The sequence below is a fragment of the Janthinobacterium sp. BJB401 genome (assembly GCF_013372745.1).
GTDB classification, from domain to species: Bacteria; Pseudomonadota; Gammaproteobacteria; order Burkholderiales; family Burkholderiaceae_D; genus Janthinobacterium; species Janthinobacterium rivuli.
This window is the reverse complement of sequence record NZ_JABXFH010000021.1, coordinates 1-17,880: the sequence shown is the minus strand read 5'-3', so window position 1 is coordinate 17,880 and position 17,880 is coordinate 1. Positions and strand designations below refer to the sequence as shown.

The window sequence follows — 17,880 nt, the reverse complement described above, 5'->3', positions numbered from 1 at the left end:
TGACAAGGCGTTTGATTTGTGTCAGCGATGGCATCGCGTGCAAGTGATGCTGCTGAAAACAAAAAAGCCAACCGCGAACGGTTGGCTTCTCTGACGTATTTGGTAGGCCGTGCGGGATTCGAACCTGCGACCAACGGATTAAAAGTCCGCTGCTCTACCAGCTGAGCTAACGACCCAAAAACTTTTTACAACAACTTCGGTAACACTGTGCCGTAAAAAAATGCTTGCTATAACAACTCGCAAGCAGATCAGTACTGCGTATTCGTGGTAGGCCGTGCGGGATTCGAACCTGCGACCAACGGATTAAAAGTCCGCTGCTCTACCAGCTGAGCTAACGACCCGAAGAAGAAAGATTATAGGGGGTACCCGGGATTCTGTCAAACCTAACGGGCAACTTTTTCCCCGCTTTTACTTTTTGCCGGCCCGTTCCTTGGCGGCCTGGGCCGCGCTGGAGTCCGGGTAGCGCGAGATCAGGGCGTTCAGCGTCTTGGTCGCGTTCGGCTTGTCTTTCAGCTCCGTGTAGCAGCTGGCGATGTTGAGCATGGCGTCGGGCGCCTTCGGGCTGTCCGGGTAGTTCTTCAGCACGGCCTGCTGGGCCGTGATGGCGCTCTTGCAGTCGCGCTGGGCGTAATAAGCGTTACCGAGCCAGTATTGCGCGTTGGCCGCATAGGCCGATTCCGGATAGCGCTTGACGAAGCCGTCCAGGGCCGTCACGGCGCCCTTGTAGTCGCCCGACTTGAACAGGCCGAACGCGGATTCGTATGCGCTTTGCTCGGATACGCCCACGGCCGCTTCTTGGCCGTCGATGGTGACCTGGCGCGGTTCGAGCTTGCGCAGGCGCGCGTCGATGTCGGTGTAGAAATCCTTCTGGCGCTTTTGCGTGTTCGCCAGATCGTTGCCCAGCACTTCGATCTGGCCGCGCAGGCGGGCGATCTCTTGCATGGTCTGGTCGTGCTGGTTGATCAGGCTCAAGGTGCTGGTCTTGTCCGCCTTGGCGTCGACGCGGCTGTTCAGGTCACGCGCCATGGCGTCGACCTTGGCGCGCAGCTCGAGGATGGCCTTGCGTGCTTCGTCGTCATCGAACAGGGCGGCGTTGGCGTGCAGGGGCAGGTAGGCAAACGCGGCCATCAAGGCGGCGGCGACGCCGGCTTTCGAGAATGTCATCATGGGTCGGGCTTTCTAAGGTTACGCAAACATGCAAACGGGGCGCCGGGCGGTGAATCACCGCGCTGCGCCCCATTATTATGCCTATGACTGGCCAGTTAGGTAAGCGTCAATGCTGCCGCGCTCACCTGTCAACATCAATAAACGATGTCAGCGCGGCGGTTTTCTGCCCATGCTGCTTCGTTGCTGCCTTGTGCTTTAGGCTTTTCTTTGCCCAGCGACACGGCTTCCATTTGGCCTTCTGGTACGCCCAGAGCTGCCATCGACTTGCGCACGGCTTCAGCACGTTTCTGGCCCAGGGCCAGGTTGTACTCAGCGCCACCGCGTTCATCGGTGTTACCTTGGATCAGGATCTTGCGGCTAGGCGTTTTCACCAGGTAGCCAGCGTGGTTTTGCACGACTGGGGTGTCCGCTTCGCGCACGACGTATTTGTCGAAGTCGAAGTAGATGCTGCGGTTAGCCAGCACGCCTTTTGGATCGTCCAGTGGATCGACCGATGCGGTCGTCACTGGCTGAACTTGACGGGTGTCAACTGGTGCAACGACTTTTTCAGGAGCGCGCTCAACCACTGGGGTCTCGGCTACTTTGACTGGGGTGCTGCAGGCGGACAGCAGAGCTGCGGTAGCGGCGATGAAAGCCAAACTTTTAAAGTTACTCATTTTTATTCTCCGGGTCATGGTTAAAGGTGAAACTGTACAGCATTTACTTCATAAAAGGACCCCAGGTGGGCTCCTTGATATTGCCAGCTTGCGTAGTCAAACGCTGTTTGACGCGGCCATCCACCGATACCACTGCCAGCGACTTGCGTCGTCCGGATTCGGTCGCGTACATGATATATTTCCCGTTGGGCGAAAAGCTCGGTGATTCGTCGTTGGCGGTGTCCGACAGGCGCAGTTCCTGGCCACTAGCCAGGTCGAGCGCGTAGAGCTGGAAATTGCCGTCGCGACGGGAAATATAAGCAAGTGTCTTCCCGTCGGACGAAATCCGCGGGCTGATGTTGTAGGAGCCGCCAAACGTCACGCGCTTGGCTTCGCCACCGCTGCTCGACATGCGGTAGATTTGTGGTCCGCCGCTGCGATCGCTGGTGAAGTAAATGCTTTGGCCATCGGCCGAGAATTGGGGTTCCGTATCGATGCCGCTGCTGGTGCTGACGCGGCGCAAGCCGCTGCCGTCGGCATTAACGGTGTAGACCTGGGTATGGCCGTCGCGCGACAGGGCCACGGCCAGGCGCGAACCGTCCGGGCTCCAGCTCGGCGCGGAATTGCTGCCTTTTTCATTCGACACGATGGTGCGCTGGCGCGTCACCAGATTCTGTACGTAGACGATCGGCTTTTTCTTTTCAAACGACACATACGCGACCTTGGTGCCGTCCGGCGACCATGACGGCGAAATGATCGGCTCGTTCGAGCGCAGGGCGACCTGGATGCCTTCGCCATCGGCGTCGGCGATTTCCAGCCGGTATTCGCGGCCCGATTGCGTGACGTAGGCGATGCGCGTGGCGAACGCGCCCTTGACGCCCGTCAGCTTCTCATAGATGTCATCGGCGATCTTGTGCGCCAGCAAGCGGTTGAACTGCGGCGCGGCCGCATTGTTCATGCTGGAAATCTGCGCGCCCTTGATGGTATCGAACAGCTTGTAGCGCACGTCCAGGCGGCCATCGGCCATGCTTTGCACGGTGCCGGCCGCCAGCGCGTCGGCGCCGCGCGATTTCCACTGCTCGTAGCTGACGGGCGCCGTTTCCGATACGGGTGCATCGGCGTCGATCAGCTTGAATACGCCGCTGCGCGCCAGGTCGGCCTTGATAATGCCCGACAGCGATTGCGGCGCCGCCGATTCATTGACGAAGCTGGCGACAGCCACCGGGATCTGGTTGCTGCCGATCCCCGTAATCTCCACGCGCAGCTGTGCCTGGGCGCTTGACGCTCCCAGCATCAGGCCGGCGCAGAGCACGACATAGCTCATTTTTTTCATGGTCATCATTTAGGCAAATCCTTCATCTCGAATATGAGTTCAATCTCGCGTTCCACGGTGCCGTCTTTTTTCTTCGGCAGTGGCGACGATTTATTAATGGCGTTTTCCACCGAGCTGTCATACGCCGGCAGGCCGCTACTTTTAATCTTTCGGACCGAAATAATTTCCCCAGTTGGCAGTTGCTCGATCTTGAACACGGCGCGCGGGTTGCCCGGCACGTCCGTGCTACCGCTGTACGCGATATTGCTCTTGATCTTGCTCGTCAGGGCAGCGACATAGCCGCTGTCCTTGCGTGGCGCGGTCGCTTTCGCGGCCGTGCCCGTTGTGCCATTGCCTGCCTGCGCCATCATCCGCTTCATGTCATCGGCACGCAATTTGTCGGCTGCGGCTTTTTCCGCCGCCGCTTTTTTCGCCTTGGCCGCTTTTTCGGCCGCCGCTTTTTTATCGGACAGTTCTTTCTCGGCTTTTTCTTCCGCCGCTTTCTCTTTGGCTTCCTTGGCTTTCTCCAGCTTGTCGGCCTTTTCTTTCTCCAGCTTTTCAGCCTTGTCTTTTTCTTTCTGCTTCTGTTTTTCCAGTTCGCGCTTTTCTTCCTCGCGTTCCTTCAATTCCTGCTTGCGGCGTTCTTCCGCTGCCGCTTTGTCTTTTTCTTCTTTCAGCTTGGCCTTCTTGCGTTCCAGGGCGATCTCCGCTTCGCGCAGGTCAACCTTCGGCTCGGGCGCGGCCACGGGCGGCGGTGGCGGCGGGGCCGGCTGTTCCACTTGCGGTTGCGGCGGCGTTGGTGTCGGCTCCGGTTCCGTCGCCACTTCGGGTGGCGGCGCGGCCGTCTGCACCTTCATGTCCCACACTTCCGCTTCGACGGCGACAGGTTCCGTATTTTGCCAGTGTACGCCCACCCACAGGAAAAACAGCAGCCCAAGGTGCATCGCCAGCGCCAGGCCCAGCGAGGGCCAGCGGCTGCGTTCGCGCGGCACGCTGTAGGGCTTGCCGAGTACATGGTCGAATTGTTTGTTCTGCAAAGTCTAGTCTATCTAAAAACGGTCAAGTCTGGAAACAGGGTGCTGCGCTTACTTGGTGGCCAGGCCGACTCTGGTAATGCCCATCTTTTTCGCTTCCGAAATGAGCTGGATCACGTCGTCGTACTTGCTTTCCTTGTCGCCCGCGATCATCACGGGATAGTCAGGATTGCTTTCATGCAAACCGCGCAGCTTGCGCAGCAGGGCGTCGCGGTTCGGTTCCGTTTCCGGCGACAGCTGTTCTTTGCCGATGACGCCGATCGACAGCGAACCATTCGGCTTCAGCACGATCTGAATATAGTCATCGGGCGGTTTCGCCGACTTTTCCGCGTTGGGCAAGTTCACCACGCTGGGATTGTTCGACGACGGCATCACCATGAAAATGATCAGCAGCACCAGCATCACGTCGATGTACGGCACGACGTTGATCTCGGACTTGAACTTGCGGCCACGACCGCCGCGCATGCCGCCGCTATTGAATGAGGAACCCATGAACGCTGCTCCCTCTTAGCGCGACTGGCGCTGCAAGATGTTGGAGAATTCCTCGACGAAGCTTTCGAAGCGGATCGCCAGGCGGTCGATGTCATGCGAAAAACGGTTGTAGGCGACGACGGCGGGAATCGCGGCGAACAGGCCGATGGCGGTGGCGATCAGCGCTTCGGCAATGCCGGGCGCGACGGCGGCCAGGGTGGCTTGCTGCACGTTGGCCAGGCCGCGGAAGGCGTTCATGATGCCCCACACGGTGCCGAGCAGGCCGATGTACGGCGAGACGGAGCCGACGGAAGCGAGGAAGGCCAGGTGCGATTCGAGCACGTCCATTTCACGCTGGAAGGCGGCGCGCATGGCGCGGCGTGCGCCGTCGAGCACGGCGCCCACGTCCAGCGCTTCACGCGAACCGTAGGAAGCCTTGCCCTTGATGAATTCGCCCATGCCGGCATCGAAGATGCGGGCCAGCGCGCCGCTCTGGTCGCGGTTGCCGCTGGCGTTCTGGTGCAGCGCATGCAGGTTGCCGCCAGCCCAGAAGCTGCGTTCGAATTCGATGGTTTGCTTGCGCGCCTGGCGCACGGCAAACATCTTGCGGAAAATGTAGGTCCAGCTGGTCAGGGAAATCAGCAGCAGCAGGGCCATGATCAGTTGCACGATCAAATGGGCATTGGAGATGAGCGCGAGGAAAGAAAGATCTTGTGTAACGTTCATTGGCTGGCAGTCTGTTGGGTGAATTGTCCGGGGGTGGCGGGTAGGGCTCAGGCGGCGCGCATGCGGGCCGCGACTGCATCAGGCACGGCGCGCGGGCGCAGTACCGAATCGACGCAGCCGATCTTGACGCGGGCCGTGTTGAGCAGGCGGTCGCCGCACCAGGCTTGTTGCAGGAAAACGATGGAGGCGCGCCCCATTTTTTCTATACTTAAGGTTAATCTTACCGTGTCATCGAGCCTGGCTGGCGCATGATAGTCGGCGTTGACGCTTTTGACAACGAACATTGCATCGTGCTGCTCCAGCAATTCCTGCTGGCCCACGTCGATGGCGCGCAGCCATTCGGTACGCGCGCGTTCGAAGAATTTCAGGTAGTTAGCGTAATAGACGATGCCGCCGGCGTCGGTGTCTTCATAGTAGACACGTACGTTCCAGGTAAAGACTGAAGGCATGTTTATTGCGCCAGTAGTGAGATTGAGCAACATTTTACGCGATTTTTCTTCTTGTGACTGTGGGCGCTTGCTGGAAAGCCATGCAAAAGCTGCATATAAGTTGCACCGCAGCATTGTAAATCCGGCGTGTGCAATGGCAAGCTTCGTAACATACGCTTACATGCCATGGCCAGGTTTAAGTCCAGCTTAAAAGCCGCAGTCATGCCCCGGGGCAGCTTGTGGCCACACCCTGGCTGAGGTGGCGCGCGGCGATTATAGCCGCACGGTTGCATTCCTTGCTCAATTTGGGCACTTAACTTACAATTTGGCTTCCATTACGTCTCACGTGACTGGCGAAAAGTCGGGCGATCTCCATGAATGGCGATCGGCAAACCGGCGAAAGGTGGGCATCCACCGGGAAACGTGAGATTTTTCATCAGCCGTTCGCCTGGGTAGCCACTATGGAAAAGCACGAAGAGGCTGCCTGTCCAATGTTGTTATTCACTTAACGCCGGCTCCCCTCATTCGATCCAACCTGCCAGTACAAGCACCCTCATACTTGGAGTTTTTACATGTTTGCAAAAGATCACAACCTCGCCAACGTCGATCCTGAATTGTTCGCCGTCATTCAAAAAGAGAATACGCGCCAGCACGACCATATCGAACTGATCGCGTCGGAGAACTACACGTCGCCAGCCGTAATGGAAGCGCAAGGCTCGCAGCTGACGAACAAATACGCCGAAGGCTACCCAGGCAAGCGCTACTACGGTGGCTGCGAATACGTCGACGTGGCCGAGCAACTGGCCATCGACCGCGTGAAACAGCTGTTCGGCGCCGAATGCGCGAATGTGCAGCCGAACTCCGGCTCGCAGGCGAACCAGGGCGTGTTCTTCGCCATGTTGAAACCAGGCGACCTGATCATGGGTATGTCGCTGGCCGAAGGCGGCCACCTGACCCACGGCATGCCGCTGAACATGTCCGGCAAATGGTTTGACGTCGTCTCCTACGGCTTGACGGCGGAAGAAGACATTGACTACGAGGCGATGGAACGCCTGGCCCGCGAACGCAAGCCAAAACTGATCATCGCCGGCGCGTCCGCGTTCTCGAAAAAGATCGACTTCGAACGCTTCGGCAAGATCGCCAAGGAAGTTGGCGCCTATTTCATGGTCGACATGGCCCACTACGCCGGTCTGATCGCCGCTGGCCTGTACCCGAACCCGGTGCCGTTCGCCGACTTCGTCACCTCGACCACGCACAAATCGTTGCGCGGCCCGCGCGGCGGCATCATCCTGATGAAGGCCGAACACGAAAAAGCCATCAACTCGGCCATCTTCCCTGGCATCCAGGGCGGCCCGCTGATGCACGTGATCGCCGGCAAGGCTGTTGCCTTCAAGGAAGCGCTGAGCCCTGAATTCGTCGAATACCAGAAGCAAGTGATCAAGAACGCCGACGTGCTGGCGAAAACCCTGATCAAGCGCGGCCTGCGCATTGTTTCCGGCGGCACCGAATCGCACGTCATGCTGGTCGACCTGCGTGCCAAGAACCTGACGGGCAAGGAAGCCGAAGCCATCCTCGGTTCCGCGCACATCACCTGCAACAAGAACGGCATCCCGAACGACCCGCAAAAACCTTTCGTCACCTCGGGCATCCGCCTGGGCAGCCCGGCGATGACGACGCGTGGTTTCAAGGAAGCGCAAGCGGAAGAAGTGGGCAACCTGATCGCCGACGTGCTGGACAATCCGCATGACGCCGCCACCATCGAGCGCGTGAAAGCGGCCGTGAAAGTGCTGGCCGACGCGCACCCTGTGTACGCTGCATAATTATTTGTCCAGAATGTGTCATACGGAGTAAGATTCTGTATGACACATTCCTTCGTGCCCAAGGGCGCCCGGAGTGATTCGGGCGCCCTTTGTACAAGAGCGGCGATTTCCCGTAATTATTACTATAAAGTTGTAGCCAGCCCATGAAATGTCCATTTTGCCAGCACGGCGACACCCAGGTTCTCGATACGCGCGTATCGGAGGAAGGGGATGCCATTCGGCGCCGCCGCCGCTGCGGCAAATGCGACAAGCGTTTTACGACTTACGAGCGCATTGAACTTATCATGCCGGCCGTCGTCAAAAAGAATGGCAGCCGGACGGAGTTCGCTGCGGATAAGTTGCGCGGCAGTTTGATGCTGGCCTTGCGCAAGCGTCCCGTCGCGGCCGCCTCCGTGGATACGGCCATCGCGTCCATCCAGGAAAAACTGCTCACCAGCGGCTTGCGCGAAGTCGATTCCGGCTATATCGGCGAACTCGTCATGCAGGAACTGAAGCGCCTGGACAAGATCGCCTACATCCGCTTCGCCTCCGTCTACAAGAACTTCGAAGACCTGGCCGAATTCCAGGATGCCATCGCCGAAGTGGGGCAGGCGCGCAAGCCCTGACCTTCGGCTTCTTGCTCGCCTTCTTGCTCACCACGCCCAGGTTCGCCTGGCAAGCGGCCTGATCAACACCAACGCTGTTCTTCTCACCTTATCGCCGTGCTGTTTGCGCTAGCGCAGACCCGGCTTTTTGCGCACGCCTATCTTGTAGCTGGGCCGCCTGTTCCTGCGACTCTGTCTGCGGAAGGGAGTAGCGCATGGGCAAGGGCGGTCGCACTATGTTTCCTGCGGGTGGCAGCAGCCTCGTCGAGGTGCTGGTGTCGCTGCTGCTGTTGGCGCTGGGCCTGCTCGGTGCCAGCATCCTGCAACTGAACTCCCTGCGCGCGCGCCATGAGTCGGCGCTGTTGTCGGCAGGGGTGCAACTGGCGGCCGGCATGGCCGAGCGCATGCGCGCAAACAGCGTGCTCATGCATGGCCCGGATACGGGCAACCCCTACCTGAACGTGGCCTACGCGGCGGCGGACGGCGCGGAAGCGGGCGGCGGTGCGCCCGACTGCTTTGGCGTTGCCGTCTGCAGCGCGGCCGAACTGGCGCAATTCGACATCGCCGAATGGCAGCAGCGGCTGCATGCGGCCTTGCCCGGCGCGCGCCTGCGCATTTGCCGTGACACTTCCGCGTGGGATGCCGCCGCCCAAGGCTTGCAGTGGGCCTGCAGCGGCGGCAAGGGCGCACCCATCGTCATCAAGTTGGATTGGCGCGCCCGCCTGCCCGATGGCTCGCCCGCCGAGAATGCAGCAGGCGAGTCGCTGCCCAGACTGGCATTCCAGCTGGGCGGAGGCGGCGCATGAATACTGTCCTGCACCGGCATCGTGGCATGAGCCTGGTCGAATTGCTGGTGTCCCTGTCGCTGGGCGCGCTGCTGATGCTGGCCGCCAGTAGCGTGCTGCTGGCGGCCAGCGGCAGTTATGGCGACCAGTCCGCCAGCGCGCGCCTCGACGACAACGGCCGCTATGCGCTCGACACCATCGCCCGCGCCGTGCGCCAGACGGCGTACGTGAACTGGGACAGCAGCGCCGCGCCCGTCGCCCATGCCGATTTCGACAGCGCCAACGTCGCCGGACTCGACGCGCGCAGCCTGGGCAAGAACAGCGAGGGCATCAGTGGCGCTTTGCCCGGCGCCCTGCATGGCAGCGACGTGCTGGCCCTGCGCTATTACGGCGCCGGCAAGGAAGAGGGCGGCGACGGCTCCGTGCTCAACTGCGCGGGCTTTGGCGTGGGCGCCGCGCAAACGCAGGCGCAGCGGGGCTGGAGCATTTTCTATGTAGCGCAAGGCGCCGATGGCGATGGCGAGCTGCGCTGCAAATACCGGGGCGCGAACGGCTGGGGCGCGGACGCCATCATCCGTGGCGTCGACGCTTTCCAGGTGCTGTATGGCCTCGACACGGATACGCCGCCCGACGGCGTGGCGAACCGTTATGTCAATGCCAGCGCGCTTGACGCCGACGATGCGGCGCTGGTGCTGGAGGGGGCGGATGCGGCCGCGCGCCAGCGCGATTTTCACCGTCGCACGCACTGGAAGCGCGTGGCCAGCGTGCGCGTGGCCTTGTTGCTGCATGGCGAGGCGGGCCAGGCGGACAAGATGGCGGAACTGGGGCCGGCGCAGTTCGACCTGTTCGGCCAGGCGTATGCCGAGGCGCACGGCGCCGGCGACACGGGCGTGCGCATCGCGCGCGCGTCCCTGCCTGCCGCGACGCGCTCGCGGCTGCGGCAACTGGTGCAGACGAGCATCATGCTGCGCAACGGGCCAGCCTAGGCGGGCGGCGCGATGGCTGGCGCGGGCGTGCGCTGTTACGAATCTTGGTGCGCACCTCGTGTACGTCACGGTGGCGCAATCCTCGTGTATGTGCTGTGCCTGTTGGTGATCATCTTGCTGCTGGGCATATCGGCGGCGCAGATGGCCTTGCAGGGCGAAAAAGCTGCACGGGGCGAGCGCGACCGGCAGATCGCGTTTCAGGCGGCGGAGGAGGCATTGGTGGATGCGCAGAACGATATCGAAGGCTTGCCCGGCGCGCCCGGGCGCAGCAGCCTCTTCGAGCCAGGCAGCGCGGCCGGGTTCGCGGACGGCTGCGGCGAGGGCGGCGCACTGGGCCTGTGCCTGCCCGCCGCGCCGGACGCGCCGGCACTCTGGTTAAGTACGGACCTCGATGGCGCCGACGCTGGCAGCCGCACCGTGCCCTATGGCCAGTTCACGGGCGCCGTCATGCAGACGGGGCAGGGTTTCCTGCCGTCGCGCCAGCCCCGCTACCTGATCGAACTGCTGCCGTTTCACCCGCCCGGCGCGCAGGCCACGGCGGTAGCTGGCGGCCTGGCGACGGAAAGCTATGTGTACCGCATCACGGCCATTGGTTTTGGCGCGCAGGAAAGCACGCAAGTCGTGCTGCAAAGTTATTACCGCAAGCAGGCGGCGGGAGCGGGGCCATGAGGGCTTTGTCGTTTGCCTGGCTATTTCTCGGCTGGTTTTTCCTCGTTTGCGGCGGCGCCTTTGCCGCGGCCGCACCTCCTGTGGTGCTGGCGCGGGCCGACGCGGGTTTGCACGGCGCCAGGGTCCCGCCGAATCTGCTGCTCAACCTGTCCTTTACGCATGCGGCGGCCGCTGCCGCGCATGGCGGCGACTATGCACCGCAGCGCGAGTACGCAGGGTACTTCCATGCGCGCATGTGCTACAGCTATCCGTACCGCAGCAAGGACGGCGCCATGCTGCCGGATTTGCGCGTAGCGACCGCTTACTTCTCCGTGCTGAAGCCGGCCGATGCGCTGCACGGCTGCGGCGGCGACAGTTTCAGCGGCAACTTTCTCAATTGGGCCAGTACCAGCATGCTCGACCTCGTCCGCTATGCGCTGACGGGTGGCGACCGCGTCATCGACGAAGTGCGCAAGACCGTGCTGCAGCGCGCCTATCTGCCCGATGCGGATGGTCCCATCGACTTCTTTGCCCACCCCGTCTTTTTCCCCCGCAAGGTTCTGCAGACAGGCGTGGCGGCAGCGACACCGTTTGCGCTGGCGCAACTGGCCATCGTTTCCTGCCGTAACCGCCTGCTGTTCGGCGACGCCAGCTTGTCTCCGGGCGGCAATTGCGACGCGCCCGGCGTTGCTGCCACGCACGGCGTGTTCCTCGCGCGCGTGCGCGTCTGCGGCGTGGAAGAAGGGCCGCTGCGCGACGATTTATGCCTCGCGTACGGCAAGAACTACAAGCCGGTCGGCGCCGTGCAGCGCCATGGCGGCAGGGTGCGCGTGGGCGTGTTTGGCCATTTGAACGGCGTGAGCTCCGGCGCCGGCCCCGTGTATGGCGGCGTGCTGCGCGCGCCATTGGGCCACGTGGGCACGCAGCGCTGGACGGCGCCCGACTTTATGCCGCAAGACAATGCCGGTGCCGAATGGAATCCCGCCACCGGTGTGTATGTGTTCCAGAGCTCCGGCCCTGGCGGCGGGGTGACCGCTTACATCAATGGCCTGGGCCGCGGCAATGCCGGGCATCCCGGCACGTACGCCAGGGCGGCGCCACTGGCCGAATTGCTGTACGAATCGCTGCGTTACCTGCAGGGGCGGCAAGCAAGCGCCGTCGTGCCACCTGCCACGGCCCCGCCTGCCATCGATGACGGCTTGCCGGTCGTGACCCAATGGAGCGACCCGCAAACGGCCAGTTGCCAGCGCCATGTCGTCGTCAGTCTCGGCGATGCGGGCATGGCGGACGACCGTTACGTGCCAGGCAATGCCCCGCACACTCCCGCATCAAGCGGCGACCGCGCCCGCGCCGCCGATGGCTTTGCGCCGCCCCCGTTCAATGCGATGGCCTGGACACATGCGGTGGGCAGCCTGGAAAGCGGCGGCGCGCAAGGCAATCCCGCGCCACGGCCCGAACTGGCGGCGCTGGAATGGCTGGCCGACGGAGCGGGCGGCGCAAGCTACCATGCGGCAGGCCTTGCCTACTGGTCGCACGTGCAGGCCCTGCGTCCTGGCAAGAGCGACGGCCTTGCCAAGGTCGAGCACTATGCGGGCGACTTGCGCCAGGGCGATCCGGCGGGCGAATCTGCCGCCACTCCCGCCGCTACGCCCTTGTTATTGGCGGCCAAATATGGCGGTTTTCTCGATGCGAACGGCGACGCGAATCCCTTCATGAGCGCAACGGGCAGCGCGTTCGATGAATGGAGCCTGGACGGCCGCTGGCCAGCCCATTATTTGCCCGGCAGCGATCCGGCCGCCTTGATCGCGGGACTGCGCGCGGCTTTTGCGGCCGCCGACAAGGCTGCCTTGCCAGCGACGCTTGCTGGACCGGCCCTGATGGCGCTGGCCAGCGGGACGGAAGAGGCATACTGGTTCCAGACGCAGCTGCGCCTGGCCGATGGCGGCATGACCTTGTCGCGCACCGCGTTTGCCGTGGGCGCCGATGGGGCACTGCTTCCCGGCAAGCCATCGTGGACCGCTGGCGGACAAGAGAAGCCCGTGCCGGATGGCACGCCCGCATCCTTGCGTCCCGTCTATACGCCCGACGCCAAGGGTGCCCTGATGCCGCTGGCCTGGAAGCGGCTCGATGCTGAACAGCGCGGCGCATTCGACGGCGGTGATGGTCAAGGGGAAGTACGCCTGGCGTACCTGCTGGGCCAGCGCACGCACGAGGTGGGCCAGCCGGGCGGATTTCTGCGGCGCAGGTCAGGCAGCCTGGGCGCGGCACCCTACGGCAATCTGCTGTACGTGGGCGCGCCCGGGCTGGGCATGCCGGGCGCCGGCTATGGCTTGCACCGCCAGGCGCTGCTGCCGCGGCGCAAAATGCTCTACCTGGGCGCCAACGACGGTTTGCTGCATGCCTTCGATGCGCGCACGGGTAGCGAAGTGTTTGCCTATCTGCCGCAAGCCCTGCTGCACCTTGCTCCCGCCGCTGCGAGCACTCACTACAGCCCTGGCCCGCTGCTCGACGGCGCGGCAGCCACGGCGGAAGTGCTGGCGCTGGGACATTGGAAGACGGTGCTGGTATCGGGCATGGGCGGCGGGGCGCAAGGCGTGTTTGCGCTCGACATCACCGATCCGGCCCGCTTCGCGCAAGACGGGGCACTGTGGGAGTTTACGGACCGCGACGACAGGCTGATGGGCAATGTGCGCGCGCCGCCTGCGTTTGCCCGCATCAACATGGGTGGCAAGGAGGGGGCGCCGGCCTACCGCGACTTTGCCATCGTCGCCAGCGGCTACAACAACCATGTCAACGATGGCAAGGACACGACGGCGCCCGCCGTGGCCGCCGCCATCTTCCTGCTGGCGCTGGACAAGGCGCCCGGCACGCCATGGACGTTGGGAAGTAATTACTTTCGCCTCAAGGTGCCTGTGGCCAGCGGCGGTGGTGATGGCGGCCATGATACGGATGCGGGCACCGATGCCGTCCCTCACGCGCTGGGTCCGCCGGCCGTGGTGCCCGGCAGCGATGGCGCGCTGGCTTATCTGTATGTGGGCGATTTGCAGGGCAATATCTGGCGCCTCGACATGACTGGCGGACCGCCGTGGAAGGACGGACAGGGACGCAAACTCGTCTTTGTTGCGCGCGATACCCAGGGCCGGCGCCAGCCCGTGACGCAGCAGTTGAGCGTGGCGTACGCGCCCGGTGGCGGCTATCTGCTGCTGTTCGGCACGGGCAAGCTGGTCGAAGCGGCCGATACCTGGCCCGACGCCTTCCTGTCGCAGTCGTTTTACGCCGTTCACGACGATGTGCGGGCAAGTTCGCCCACGCGCAGCCGGGCCGACCTGGAACCGCGCAGCCTGGGTGCGGCGGCCGGTGGCGTGCGCGTCGACGGCGCCGAACTGCGCTATACGGGCAGCGACGCCATGCGCGGCTGGTACCTCGATTTTATGGATACCGCGCAGACGGGCGAACGCAGCATCAGCAACCCCGTACTGGCGGCCGGCAAAGTACTGTTCAATACCGTCCTGCCGGGGCGCGACTCTTGCGCCAGGCCGGCCACGCGCCTGTACGTGCTCGATGTGCTGAGCGGCTTTGCCGCCGATGGCGCCGGTGTCGTGCAGGCGGGCGAGCAGACGGGACGCTTGTTCGATGGCCTGGCGCGCGCGCCGCCGCTGGCACTGGAACTGAACAGCACAGTGGGCGCCGCGACGGCGACAGGGCGGGCCGATGGGCGCAAGGAACTGGCCGTGCTGCAGCCTGGTTTGCCCGGCGCGGCCAGCGGTGCGGTGCTCAAGGTCGTCAGCGCGCCGCTGCCGGCCCGGCGCCTGAGCTGGCGCGAAGTGGCGAACTGGCGCGAATTGCACGAGGCGGCCAAGAAAAAATAGGCCGGCAAGGCTGCTGCAGCGTCTCGGCTGGCGCTTTTTGGAAAGGGGAAGTCGCATGGGGACGCTGGCAAGGCGGAACTGGTTCGCTGCAAACGGTGGAACTCCTGCTGCCAACCCGCAGGGCTTCAGCCTGATCGAATTGCTGTCCGCGCTGGCGATCATGAGCTTGCTGCTGGCGCTGGCCGTGCCCGCTTATCACAGCCATGTCGTGCGTGCCAAACGGGTGCAGGGACAGGCGGCCCTGCTGCGCCTGATGCAACAGCAGGAGCGCTATTACTCGCAGAACAATCATTATCTGGCCTTTTCCTCGGCATCGCCGGCGCAGCAGTCGCAGCAATTCCCATGGTGGTCGGGCGAAGGGGGCGCGGCTGGTAGTGCATATGAAATCGAGGCGCTGGCCTGTCCCGGCCTAGCGATCGGGCAATGCGTGCTGTTGCGCGCCATGCCGGGCACGTCCAAGGTTGATGCGCAGTTCCAGGATGCCGATTGCGGTGTCCTGTCGTTCAGCAGCACGGGCCAGCGCGGCAGCAGCGGCCCCGCCAGCCATTGCTGGCCCTAGGCCATGGCCATGCGCAAGCGGTCACCGTGGACTGTACGCACCCTCGGGCACACCATGCTCGAATTGCTGGCCGTGCTGGCGATTGCCGCGCTGCTGGCGGCCGCTGCCATGCCCAGCTTGCAGCAGGTGCTGGCGCGCCAGCAGGTGCGCGCGGCGGCCACGGACTTGTTCACGGCCATCGAATTGACGCGGGCGCAGGCGATGGCGCGCGGGCAGCGCGTGCTGCTGATGCCGGCCGGGCCCGGTGGCGCGGACTGGCGCACGGGCTGGCAGATATTCATCGACCGCAATGCCAACCTCGTGTTCGATGGCGATGACGAATTGCTGTTCCGCCAGGGGCCGCTGCCGGAGGGCATCACGGCCCAGTTCGTGTTTTCGTCGGCCACGGCGCCGTTTTATATCGCCTACAATGGCGCAGGACGCAGTTGCAGCGCGACCAATAGCCTGGCGGCACGTTGGGGTACCTTGTCCCTGGCTTTGGGAAAGCAGGTGCGGCATATTAAAATCAATATGCTGGGCAGGGTGCGCGTGTGCGATCCGCAGCAGCAGGCGGCCAATTGCAGCGGCGTGGCCGACAGTTCGTAGCACGACTTATCAATTACTCACCTTCAAGCAAAGAAGCCCGTGGAAATACTCAACGATATCGATGGCATGCGCCTGGCGCTGGAATGGGCGGCGCGCGGTTTGTACACGACCTCGCCCAATCCCCGCATCGGCTGCGTCATCGTCAAGGATGGCCAGGTGATCGGCGCCGGCGTGACGCAGGCGGCCGGGCAGGATCATGCCGAGGTGCAAGCGCTGGCCAATGCGGCGGCGCGCGGCAACGACGCGCGCGGCGCCACCGCCTATGTCACCCTGGAGCCGTGCAACCATCACGGCCGCACGCCGCCATGCTCCGATGCGCTCGTGCGCGCGGGGCTGGGCCGCGTCGTGGCCGCCATGACGGATCCGAACCCGCTGGTGGCGGGGCAGGGGCTGGCCAAGCTGCAAGCGGCCGGCATCGCCGTCACCACGGATGTGCTGGCCGACGAGGCCTATGAAATGAATATCGGCTTCTTTTCGCGCATGCAGCGCGGCAAGCCGTGGGTGCGCCTGAAAACGGCGGCCAGCCTGGACGGCATGACGGCCTTGCACAATGGCCAAAGCCAGTGGATCACGGGGCCCGCAGCGCGCGCCGATGGCCACGCGTGGCGCGCGCGCGCCTGCGCCATCCTGACGGGTATCGGCACGGTCAAGGCGGACGATCCGCAACTGAACGTGCGCGCCGTCGAGACGCCGCGCCAGCCGCGCCGCATCGTCGTCGACAGCCGGCTCGACATCAGCCTCGATGCGCGCATCTTGCAGGGCGGCGGCACGTGGATCGTGGCGGCCGTTGCCAATCCGGAAAAGGAAGCGCAGCTGCGCGCCCTGGGCGCGGAAGTCATCCTGCTGCCGAATGGGGACGGCAAGGTCGATCTGGCCGCGCTGATGCTGGAACTGGGACGCCGGCAATGCAATGAAGTCCACGTCGAGGCCGGCGCCAAACTGAACGGCTCGCTGATCCGCGAAGGCTGCGTCGACGAGCTGCTGGTCTACCTGGCGCCCACCTTGCTGGGCGACGCGCAAGGCATGTTTGCCTTGCCCGCCTTGACGGATATCAAGCAACAGCGCACTTTGCAATTTCACCAGATTCAGCAAGTGGGCGAAGATGTGCGTATCCTTGCAAGATTCGCCCAGCGCAATTAATACTTCACACTTTTATAGGGTTAGTTCATGTTTACAGGAATTGTTGCCGCCATCGGCAAGATTGAAACCGTGCAAGCACTCGACGGCGGCCTCGACGCAGGCGTGCGTCTGAACATCCATGCGGGCGGCTTGCCGCTGGCCGACGTGGCCCTGGGTGACTCGATCGCCATCAATGGCGCCTGCATGACGGTGGTGGAAAAATCGGACACGGGCTTTGCCGTCGATGTCTCGCGCGAAAGTCTCAATTGCACCGTGGGCCTCGATACCACCACGGAAGTGAATCTGGAAAAAGCCCTGACCCTGGCCGAGCGCTTGGGCGGCCACCTGGTTTCCGGCCACGTCGACGGCCTGGGTATCGTGCGCAAGTTCGAAGCCGTGGGCGAATCGTGGGAACTGGTCATTGAGGCGCCGCACGAACTGGCGAAATACCTGGCCTTCAAAGGTTCCGTCGTCGTCAATGGCGTGTCCCTGACCGTCAACAGAGTGGAAGACCTGGGCGCGGGCGCCGTCAACGGCTGCCGCTTCTCGATCAACCTGATTCCGCACACGATCACCATGACGACCTTGAAACACTTGACGGTCGATGGCAAGGTCAACCTGGAAATCGACCTGATCGCCCGCTATGTCGAGCGCATGCTGTCGCTGGACAAGGCTATGTCGTAAACAAGAGATTTATGTATGGGTAAGATATTCGCGATGTGACCTTTGAGGCCTTTGATGATCGAGCATAGTTATTACACTGACGATGAGTTTTGGAAGCACTTCAAACTATTTAATGTTTTTTTTGCACCTTATCAGTGGCAAGACACAAAGGCTGCAAAGGCTCATCTCGACGAGTTTGGGGATCCTGTGGCTTACAGTGAAATCTACTTTACCAGACATCTTCATGGTGACGTTAATCGACTAAAGTTGTCTCGTCGATCAATGGAGAAAATGTTAATGCTATTTTTTGATAGCAACAATGGCGCTGTTCTGTTGGCGGAAAATTTGCTCCAGATTAAATCTGATCAGACCAGTGCGGCTATTGAACGTGCCTTTGCCTTTGCATCATAAATAAGAGTGAATGATTGCTGGTATGAGCGAACATGGCAGCAATCAACTGACATAGTTGCTACTTGAGTGCTAGAAGAC

General features: G+C 62.6%; 18 protein-coding genes, 2 tRNA genes and 1 riboswitch. Of the genes, 11 read left to right on the top strand and 9 right to left on the bottom strand.

The genetic code is table 11. The features are described from left to right. Positions 1 to 100: 100 nt before the first annotated feature. The 9 genes from HWE17_RS15105 to ybgC all read right to left on the bottom strand — a co-directional run bounded on the left by HWE17_RS15105 (position 101) and on the right by ybgC (position 5,794). Positions 101 to 176 (bottom strand) — tRNA-Lys (locus HWE17_RS15105). Between the two features lie 89 nt (positions 177 to 265). Continuing rightward, positions 266 to 341, bottom strand: a tRNA-Lys gene (locus tag HWE17_RS15100). Between the two features lie 67 nt (positions 342 to 408). Continuing rightward, complete coding sequence (gene ybgF, locus HWE17_RS15095) at positions 409 to 1,167, bottom strand: tol-pal system protein YbgF (RefSeq protein WP_176389304.1); 759 nt, start codon at positions 1,165 to 1,167, stop codon at positions 409 to 411. A gap of 134 nt (positions 1,168 to 1,301) precedes the next feature. Further along, complete coding sequence (pal, locus tag HWE17_RS15090) at positions 1,302 to 1,823, bottom strand: peptidoglycan-associated lipoprotein Pal (RefSeq protein ID WP_034786578.1); 522 nt, start codon at positions 1,821 to 1,823, stop codon at positions 1,302 to 1,304. Between the two features lie 43 nt (positions 1,824 to 1,866). Then, positions 1,867 to 3,144, bottom strand: a complete 1,278-nt coding sequence (gene tolB / locus HWE17_RS15085; RefSeq protein WP_176389303.1) for a Tol-Pal system beta propeller repeat protein TolB — start codon at positions 3,142 to 3,144, stop codon at positions 1,867 to 1,869. Then, positions 3,141 to 4,151 (bottom strand): cell envelope integrity protein TolA, encoded by a 1,011-nt coding sequence (gene tolA, locus HWE17_RS15080; protein WP_217916790.1) that lies wholly within the window; start codon positions 4,149 to 4,151, stop codon positions 3,141 to 3,143. Before tolA ends, tolB begins: the two co-directional genes overlap by 4 nt. Before the next feature lie 48 nt (positions 4,152 to 4,199). Then, entirely contained in the window at positions 4,200 to 4,640 is a 441-nt protein-coding gene (locus HWE17_RS15075; RefSeq protein WP_223278896.1) for an ExbD/TolR family protein, read from the bottom strand. A 15-nt stretch (positions 4,641 to 4,655) separates the two neighbouring features. Beyond that, a complete protein-coding gene (gene tolQ, locus HWE17_RS15070) occupies positions 4,656 to 5,345 on the bottom strand; it encodes a protein TolQ (RefSeq protein ID WP_034759183.1) in 690 nt (229 codons plus the stop codon). 47 nt (positions 5,346 to 5,392) lie between these two features. Further along, positions 5,393 to 5,794 (bottom strand): tol-pal system-associated acyl-CoA thioesterase, encoded by a 402-nt coding sequence (ybgC, locus tag HWE17_RS15065; RefSeq protein WP_176389302.1) that lies wholly within the window; start codon positions 5,792 to 5,794, stop codon positions 5,393 to 5,395. 315 nt (positions 5,795 to 6,109) lie between these two features. Further along, positions 6,110 to 6,234: riboswitch (ZMP/ZTP riboswitch) on the top strand. 111 nt (positions 6,235 to 6,345) lie between these two features. Between ybgC and glyA the strand changes: the two genes are divergently transcribed. From glyA to HWE17_RS15010, 11 genes are all read left to right on the top strand, one after another. Continuing rightward, entirely contained in the window at positions 6,346 to 7,593 is a 1,248-nt protein-coding gene (gene glyA, locus HWE17_RS15060; protein WP_035826086.1) for a serine hydroxymethyltransferase, read from the top strand. 143 nt (positions 7,594 to 7,736) lie between these two features. Beyond that, complete coding sequence (gene nrdR / locus HWE17_RS15055; protein WP_034759169.1) at positions 7,737 to 8,198, top strand: transcriptional regulator NrdR; 462 nt, start codon at positions 7,737 to 7,739, stop codon at positions 8,196 to 8,198. Between the two features lie 215 nt (positions 8,199 to 8,413). Beyond that, positions 8,414 to 8,983, top strand: coding sequence for a type IV pilus modification protein PilV (gene pilV / locus HWE17_RS15050; protein WP_176389301.1), 570 nt, complete (start codon positions 8,414 to 8,416; stop codon positions 8,981 to 8,983). Continuing rightward, positions 8,980 to 9,948: a PilW family protein gene (locus HWE17_RS15045; RefSeq protein WP_176389300.1), complete on the top strand. Its 969-nt coding sequence runs from the start codon at positions 8,980 to 8,982 to the stop codon at positions 9,946 to 9,948. Before pilV ends, HWE17_RS15045 begins: the two co-directional genes overlap by 4 nt. A gap of 12 nt (positions 9,949 to 9,960) precedes the next feature. After that, on the top strand, positions 9,961 to 10,617 hold the full coding sequence (locus HWE17_RS15040) for a PilX N-terminal domain-containing pilus assembly protein (protein ID WP_176389299.1): 657 nt from the start codon (positions 9,961 to 9,963) through the stop codon (positions 10,615 to 10,617). Continuing rightward, entirely contained in the window at positions 10,614 to 14,465 is a 3,852-nt protein-coding gene (locus tag HWE17_RS15035) for a PilC/PilY family type IV pilus protein (RefSeq protein ID WP_176389298.1), read from the top strand. Before HWE17_RS15040 ends, HWE17_RS15035 begins: the two co-directional genes overlap by 4 nt. 55 nt (positions 14,466 to 14,520) lie before the next feature. Beyond that, positions 14,521 to 15,024 (top strand): type IV pilin protein, encoded by a 504-nt coding sequence (locus HWE17_RS15030; RefSeq protein ID WP_176389297.1) that lies wholly within the window; start codon positions 14,521 to 14,523, stop codon positions 15,022 to 15,024. Between the two features lie 9 nt (positions 15,025 to 15,033). Further along, positions 15,034 to 15,609 (top strand): GspH/FimT family protein, encoded by a 576-nt coding sequence (locus tag HWE17_RS15025; protein WP_255206258.1) that lies wholly within the window; start codon positions 15,034 to 15,036, stop codon positions 15,607 to 15,609. A 39-nt stretch (positions 15,610 to 15,648) separates the two neighbouring features. Further along, positions 15,649 to 16,749, top strand: a complete 1,101-nt coding sequence (gene ribD / locus HWE17_RS15020; RefSeq protein WP_369681741.1) for a bifunctional diaminohydroxyphosphoribosylaminopyrimidine deaminase/5-amino-6-(5-phosphoribosylamino)uracil reductase RibD — start codon at positions 15,649 to 15,651, stop codon at positions 16,747 to 16,749. Between the two features lie 27 nt (positions 16,750 to 16,776). Further along, positions 16,777 to 17,412 carry a riboflavin synthase gene (locus tag HWE17_RS15015; protein ID WP_176389296.1) on the top strand — a complete coding sequence of 212 codons (636 nt, stop codon included), beginning with the start codon at positions 16,777 to 16,779 and terminating at the stop codon, positions 17,410 to 17,412. A gap of 54 nt (positions 17,413 to 17,466) precedes the next feature. Then, on the top strand, positions 17,467 to 17,802 hold the full coding sequence (locus HWE17_RS15010; protein WP_176389295.1) for a hypothetical protein: 336 nt from the start codon (positions 17,467 to 17,469) through the stop codon (positions 17,800 to 17,802). Positions 17,803 to 17,880: the final 78 nt, after the last annotated feature.